Annotated in this window: 6 protein-coding genes; 3 read left to right on the forward strand and 3 right to left on the reverse strand. The window is 70.4% G+C overall.

The window, feature by feature from the left end; translation table 11 throughout:
* Window positions 1-38: 38 nt before the first annotated feature.
* Both SPOPO_RS26865 and SPOPO_RS32155 read left to right on the forward strand, forming a co-directional pair.
* Window positions 39-1637, forward strand: a complete 1599-nt coding sequence (locus SPOPO_RS26865; RefSeq protein WP_245541655.1) for an ATP-dependent DNA helicase — start codon at window positions 39-41, stop codon at window positions 1635-1637.
* Entirely contained in the window at window positions 1634-2080 is a 447-nt protein-coding gene (locus SPOPO_RS32155) for a hypothetical protein (protein ID WP_019872969.1), read from the forward strand. Before SPOPO_RS26865 ends, SPOPO_RS32155 begins: the two co-directional genes overlap by 4 nt.
* Window positions 2081-2344: 264 nt before the next feature.
* On the opposite strand, the gene SPOPO_RS0101260 is transcribed toward SPOPO_RS32155, so the two are convergent.
* Together SPOPO_RS0101260 and SPOPO_RS0101265 are read right to left on the reverse strand one after the other, a co-directional pair.
* Window positions 2345-3328 (reverse strand): hypothetical protein, encoded by a 984-nt coding sequence (locus SPOPO_RS0101260; RefSeq protein WP_156869446.1) that lies wholly within the window; start codon window positions 3326-3328, stop codon window positions 2345-2347.
* A gap of 47 nt (window positions 3329-3375) precedes the next feature.
* Window positions 3376-3891, reverse strand: a complete 516-nt coding sequence (locus tag SPOPO_RS0101265) for a hypothetical protein (protein ID WP_019872971.1) — start codon at window positions 3889-3891, stop codon at window positions 3376-3378.
* A 374-nt stretch (window positions 3892-4265) separates the two neighbouring features.
* On the opposite strand from SPOPO_RS0101265, the gene SPOPO_RS26875 reads away from it, so the two are divergent.
* Window positions 4266-4682: an STAS domain-containing protein gene (locus SPOPO_RS26875; protein WP_019872972.1), complete on the forward strand. Its 417-nt coding sequence runs from the start codon at window positions 4266-4268 to the stop codon at window positions 4680-4682.
* 127 nt (window positions 4683-4809) lie between these two features.
* On the opposite strand, the gene SPOPO_RS0101275 is transcribed toward SPOPO_RS26875, so the two are convergent.
* Entirely contained in the window at window positions 4810-6300 is a 1491-nt protein-coding gene (locus SPOPO_RS0101275; protein WP_211210827.1) for a hypothetical protein, read from the reverse strand.
* Between the last annotated feature and the right edge of the window lie 153 nt (window positions 6301-6453).

A 6453-nucleotide genomic window follows, 5' to 3' on the forward strand; every position in this document is an offset into this window, starting at 1 on the left:
CGGCAACCGGTGGTGCGCCGCGACTGTCCCGCGAGGACTTGGCCGCCGCCGCGGCCCGGATCCCACCGGGCGCATCCGGGGGCCGGTTGTCAGCCGACCAGCAGGCAGCGGTGGTTGCGCTTGCCACCTCCGCTCGCCGGGTCGACGTCTTGGTCGGGCCGGCAGGGACGGGCAAGACCCGCACCCTGCGGGCGTTGCGGGCAGGGTGGGAACACGTCCACGGCGTGGGGTCCGTGCGCGGGTTGGCGCCCTCAGCCACGGCAGCGGCCGAACTCGCCGCGGCGCTCGGCGTCGCGTGTGAGAACACCGCGAAGTGGCTCTACGAAACCCGCCGCGACCGGACCGACGCTCTCCAGACACCCGGCGGCACGCCCGCGGGAACGCCGCGCTGGGCCCTGCGTACCGGAGATCTGTTGATCCTGGACGAGGCATCGATGGTTCCCACCAGCGACCTCGACGCGCTCGCCGCGCAGACCCTCGCGGCGGGCGCGAAGCTGGTACTGGTCGGGGATCACCACCAGCTCAACCCGGTCGGTGCCGGCGGCGTGTTCGCGTTACTGGCCGACCAGCCGCACACCGTCCACCTCACCGGCCTGTGGCGGTTCGCCCATCGCTGGGAGGCCCAGGCGACCCGCGGCCTGCGTCGCGGGCACGCGGATGCGCTGGACGCCTACGCCGAGCACGACCGGCTGCACGGCGGTCCGGGCGAGCTGATGATCGAGGCCGCCTACGCCGCCTGGGCCGCTGATGTGGCCGACGGGCACAGCGCCGTGCTGCTCGCGACCGACCGGGCCACCGTCGCCGCGCTCAACCAGCGCGCTCATGACGACCGGGTCGACGCCGGCCTCGTGCGTGCTGACGGGATCGCGCTGGCTGACGACACCGTCGGTGGCGTCGGGGACATCGTGGTCACCCGCCGCAACGACCGGCGGCTCCTGATCCCGGGCACAACCCAAGACGGGGCCCCAGGCGCCAGCGGGGACGGGTATGTGCGCAACGGTGCGTTGTGGCAGATCACCGCCGCCCACGAGGACGGGTCGATCCAGGTCCGTCCCCTCCCCCGTCCCAGCGCAGGCATCGCCCACCCTGCGGCGATCCTGCCGTCCGGCAGCGGGATCACCGGGCCAGAAGCTGGGTTGCCCGGCACGGTCTGCTTGCCGAGCGAGTACGTGCGTCGCCATGTCGAGCTTGGCTACGCGGCTACCGTGCACCGCGCCCAGGGCATGACGGTCGAACGCGGGCACGCCCTGGTCCAGGACGGGATGACCCGCCAACAGTTCTACGTCGCCATGACCCGGGGCCAGACCGCCAACCACGCCTACGCCGCTCTCGACGGCCTGGACCTGACCTGCCCGCAACCGCCCGACCAGCACCCGATTCCGACGGTGCGTCAGGTCCTGGAGAAGGTGCTGGCCACCGACGGCGGCGAGCTCTCCGCCACCGCGACCTTGCGCCGCCGCCGAACCGAAGCAATCTCGCTGCGCCGGCTGCTGCCGATCCGCGACACCCTGACCGTCGCTGCCGAGACCGGCGACCTCGACTCGGCTCGCCAGGCCGAGGCCGAACGGCCCGGGTCAGGCACGCCGATACCGCCCTTGTCATCACCGGCCTCGACGCCAGGAGGGATTTACCGATGACCAGTCCCGACCACACCCCCGAGCACAGCCCTGAGCACAGCCCTGAGTACCTCGAATTCCCCGGCCAGCCCGAGACGCTGCCGCCGGACCTGTTCCCGACCTTTCCGCTGTGCTGGGCCACCCTCAGTGAGATCGACACCGAGGACGCCCTCGAGGAACTGGAAGACTGGATCAGCTGGCTGGTTGACCGATACGCCCTCGACCACCGGACCGTGCCGCCGTGCTGGGAACACCACGGCGCACTGGTCGAGGAACTCTCCGCGCTCCGCACCGCCTGGATCACGGCGTTCAACATCACCGGTCGCCCGGAGGCTCCCCTGGAGTGGCACGCCCAGTTCGCTCTCGCCCTGCACCGGCTCAGCGATTGGGCGTCCCGCACGGGCTGCCGCACCGAGCATCGAGCGGACCATGCGGTGTTGCCCGGCGCTCGGGGTGGGTCCTGACCGCCTCATCTCCACAGGATCGGACGCATGAGAGTCGGTGAGGTCTGGTGGGATGGACGAAGGATGCAACCCCATACCGGCCCGACGCTGGCACCTCTACCCGGAGGAGTTCTCGGAGTTGGCTTTCCGCGATCTGACGACATGTCAGGCCCTGCTCATCAAGCGACGCGCGCGGTGGGTGACCGACGGTCCATGCTCGTGAGCAGGGCCTGACTTCCTATCTTGAGAACGGGCGCTAGCCGAGAGCGCCCGTCCCCGGGGGGCTCAGGAACATACGGGCGCCGTCGGCTCCGCGCATGCGTAACGGGCAAAGCCCGTGACCACAAAGACTGCGGGGCTTCCCTTGTCGACGATCCAGGCGGCGTTGCCGGTGGAGCCGTGGAATCCGCGGTCTCCGATGCCGCTGCAGCGTGAGTCGTCGAGGCAGTCGTCGGCGATCTCCCACCAGGCGTAGGCGGCGTTGCGGGTGTACGGCTCGGTCGGGTTCTCAGCCGGCGCCACAAAAGACCCGGTCAGACGACCACCAGGACCCTGCCGAACTGTGCCCACCACACCGCTTCTGGTCTCAAACCCCAACGGGAAAGGCGCGCCCTTGGTAGTCACGCCACCCGGTGCGCCGTCGGGCCAGGCCATACCCATCCCGTGGCCCTGGAGGGAGTCGCGGTAGGCCGAACCGGCACCGGCCTGCAGCAACCGATAACCCTCGGACATCGTCGCCCCGCCGGCGAAGCACGAGATCACCTCCGACGCGTTCGGCGCGTCGACGTACGGTGTGCGGGCCGAGCGAGCAAACAGGGAGGCCAGATTCAGCGTCCCGACCTCGGTGTTGAGCTCCATACGGATGGGGTGGAACCGCGTGACGTCCTTACGCTTCGGGCCGGTCGTGCGGCAAGAGACCGGGGCCGTACGCGCGCTCCAGGACGGGCGGAGGTTGGCCGATCCGGCCGGAAGTGCACGAGCTGGACCGATCGCGTTGCCGAACGCATCGACGGGTGTCAGCGTCATGGTGACGTTGGACAGGCGGACTTGCTTGGACCCAGGCTTCAGCCGGACCGTCGCCGTGTAGGTGATGACGCCTTGCCCTGCCGGCGCTCCCGGTTTCGCCTGAGCGGAACCCGTGACCGCGTGGGGCATAACCGCATCGGGCATGACCGCGCTGACGCCACCGATGAAGTCCATCGGCGCCTGGCCGTAGGCGCCTGCAGCCCACGCCGCTCCCCCAGTCACGCTCAACAGCAATGCCGCCACGCCGATACCTGTTGCGGCGAGCCGGCCGCGCCGCGCCGTGGCCGGCCTCATTCCGCGCTCCCGATCGGCGCCACACCGGCATTGATGGAGCCCGGACCGGGCGGCTGCGTCGGGTCGCTGCCCGGGAAGTACACGGCGTCCTCGCTTCCCGTGTAGTCCTCCGACGGGCCGAACACGAGTTCGTCGACGGCCGCCACGCCGTCGCCGCCCGGGCCGCGCTGAGCGCCCCACTCGTCGCGGTACCCGGGCAGTGGCGGTCCGCCGATCAGTGCCCCGACCGTGCCGTAGTAGCCGACCCCCTCCGGGCCTGGACCCCACTGGCCCAGCGGGCCACCGGGGAAGCTGTTGTACCCGAGCCACCCATCGATGCGCTCGCGGGCAGTCCAGTCGCTCTCCATGCCCTCGGCGTCCGGGTAGATGACCTGAGCGACCGCGGCCGCGACCTGGTCGAGCGGGCGGTCCTCCGCCGCACCAGCGGCGGGCGCGAAGGCGACGGTGGCCGCCGCGCAGAGCAGAGTCACGGCAGTGGCGTGGGCGGCGAGTGAACGGATCGGCAGCGTCATGAGATCCCCCCGGATCAAGGTCGAAATGTCCGTCTTCGCCCGCTTAGATCCGATCGGAGGACCCCTGGTTCCTCCGTTCGGCTGATCTTTTCCTGAGAAAGGAACGTCCCAATTAGGGCGCCCATGCGTGCGACGGTGACCATCGCGGTCCAGACCGATCGCGCCCCGCTCTGATGGCCCTGGGGACCGCCGCGTGAGCGACGCGGCGGTGGACCCGCTCTCAGACCGACGGCGACCAATAACACCTGGTTACGTCTGGACGACGACGGCCACGGAGGTGGCCGGCCTTGGCATGCTGGGGAATCCGCAGGCGGGGGCACGCGGCTAGCCGATTAGTTCGCGGACTCCGCCGACGGTGAACCGGGGGCGCCGCCATGGACGACACGACCGACGACTGCGCGAGCATCTTCACCCGTATCGAGGGCGATGTCGTGGTGGTGACCTTTACCGGGGCGATCGACGTGTTCGCAGGGCCGAGCGTCCGGGACACGTTGTCCGGTCTGATCAGCGCGGGGCACCGGCACCTGGTCCTGGAGTTGGAGGACGTGCTGTTCATGGATTCCAGCGGACTCGGCGCCCTGATCGGGACGATGAAGAAGGCCCGCGATCATCACGGTTCCGTTCGGCTCGTGTGCTCCTCCGAGCGCAGCGCCGGCCTCTTGCGGATCACCGGCCTGAGCGGCGTCATCCCGGTGTATGAGACGACCGAGCGTGCGGCGGCCAGCGTTCGGTCGGAGATCTCGACAGCCGACGGATGTGTCGGGGATCGTGACACCGCTCAGGCTGGATAGGTCCCGTTCGGATAGGTCGGGTCCACAAGGCGCCGTCGAGAACGTTGCAGGGCCGGTGAGCTTGTTCTGATGGACTGTCATATCTGATGCGCTGCGAGCGCCGACCCCTCGGTCCAAGCGCGCCTTGTCACAGCGAAGGCGGGAGGTGGGTCGGTGCGGTGATCGTGGGCTGGCAGGGTTGAGCCCGGTGTGCGGCGGCGGGCGGGGCGCCGTGCAGCACTGGTTCCACGGCCGGTGGTGAGCGCCGCGCCATCGCGCCAACGCGACGATCAGCCGGGATGCGCAGCGCGTCTGCAACCGCGATCGCGTGGTCCAGCTGAATGAGCATGCGCGGCGTGTGGTCCGGGTGATGAGCGGCTGCGATGACGTAGCGCGCGAGTGGTCGTTCGCTGCGATCGGGGATGGCCCAGTTCTTGGCGGCAACTTCTCCCCAGGCTTGTTGACCAAGGACGGCGAGCAGCCGCGGAAGGCGGCCGGCGAGCAGGGAAGCTTCCTCCGCGTCGGGGCGTGGCGCGCGGCCACGCAGAGCGGCGCGGGTGTAAACGGCGAGTTCGCGGATCTGGTGTTCCAGCGCCGGCCCGCGGTGCTCGATCAAGGACGCCTCACCGTGGCGGCCCGCGACAACGCGCTGTAGCGCGGTGCCCAGCGCACCGAGGTGCTCGCGCGCCAGCTCACCGGAAGGCGTGACGGCACCCGCCGTGGCCGCGAGGATGCTGAGGTCTCGCCCGAGGGTCGCAACGGTTCGGACTTGCTGCGGAGCCAGTGTCGGGCTGTCCTTGACCATCATCGTCAGGCGTCGCACCGCGGCCGCGGCGGCCTGCCCGCCCGTGGGGACGATGATCCCGCGAGGTTCGGGCCCGCCGAGGCGAAGCGACGACAGGCGCGACGACAGGCGCGACGAGAGGCGCGAGGATCCGGCTTCACCGGGAGGACCACCGGTCAGCGTGCGCACCTCACGGGCAATGACGCGCAGCCCGGCACTGTGATCGAGGTAGGTCACCAGATCGGGCCGGGATGCCTCGACGGCGATCCGGGCGAGTCCAGGATCGAGGGAGCCGATCAGCTCGGTGACGGCGGCGACCTGCGCGATGGCGTGCCAGGCTTCGTCGTCCTCGAGCGGATGAAGGAGAGCCGACCAGATCCGGTCCGCGAGCAGGGAGTCTCGTCCGGCCGCCGCCCACCGGCACGTTGCCGGGCTTGCCGTCAGGGCGGCGTCGAGGAGTTCGCTCGGCGCTCGCGACACCTGAGGCCGGCCGCGGTTGTGCAGGACGATGCCGAACGCCCGAACGGGATCACACTCGGCCATGCCCAGCAGGTCGATATCGCTACGTCGCCGCACCGCGGACGGGGCCAGCTCCTTGAGAACCGCCGCGGCTCCGGCGAGCACCGCCGCTCGTGCCGTTACCGCCACCTCGATATCAACATCGGCACGGACGGTGTCCTGGGCGCTGTCATGGACAGCCTCACGTGCACGGCTGGGGGCGTGGCGGGCAGGGCTGGCGGGACCGCCCCGGCCAATCGTGTTCGCCAGTGGCGAGCCAGTTGATCCACGCGTTGCGAGCTGGGCCAAGGTGACGGCGACGGCGCGGATGGCTTCGTCCCAGCTGGTCACCGCCATGTCGTGGGGTAGCCGAAGGTCTCGAACCCGGTGTCGAACCCGGTGTCGGAGCCGGTGTCGTCGGCGAACAGGTCGAGGCCGGACAGGTCTGCGATCGTGGCGGCGTAGCGGGCGACCTCCGCGGCATCGTCGGCCTCGGTGATGGCCACGGCC

This window comes from Sporichthya polymorpha DSM 43042 (assembly GCF_000384115.1).
Classification (GTDB): Bacteria; Actinomycetota; Actinomycetes; order Sporichthyales; family Sporichthyaceae; genus Sporichthya; species Sporichthya polymorpha.

Bases quoted from the DNA above. Each gene is read 5' to 3' on its own strand.
- SPOPO_RS0101275 (WP_211210827.1), bottom strand. From the start codon at position 6,300: ATGGCGGTGACCAGCTGGGACGAAGCCATCCGCGCCGTCGCCGTCACC.
- SPOPO_RS32155 (WP_019872969.1), top strand. From the start codon at position 1,634: ATGACCAGTCCCGACCACACCCCCGAGCACAGCCCTGAGCACAGCCCT.
- SPOPO_RS26875 (WP_019872972.1), top strand. From the start codon at position 4,266: ATGGACGACACGACCGACGACTGCGCGAGCATCTTCACCCGTATCGAG.
- SPOPO_RS0101265 (WP_019872971.1), bottom strand. From the start codon at position 3,891: ATGACGCTGCCGATCCGTTCACTCGCCGCCCACGCCACTGCCGTGACT.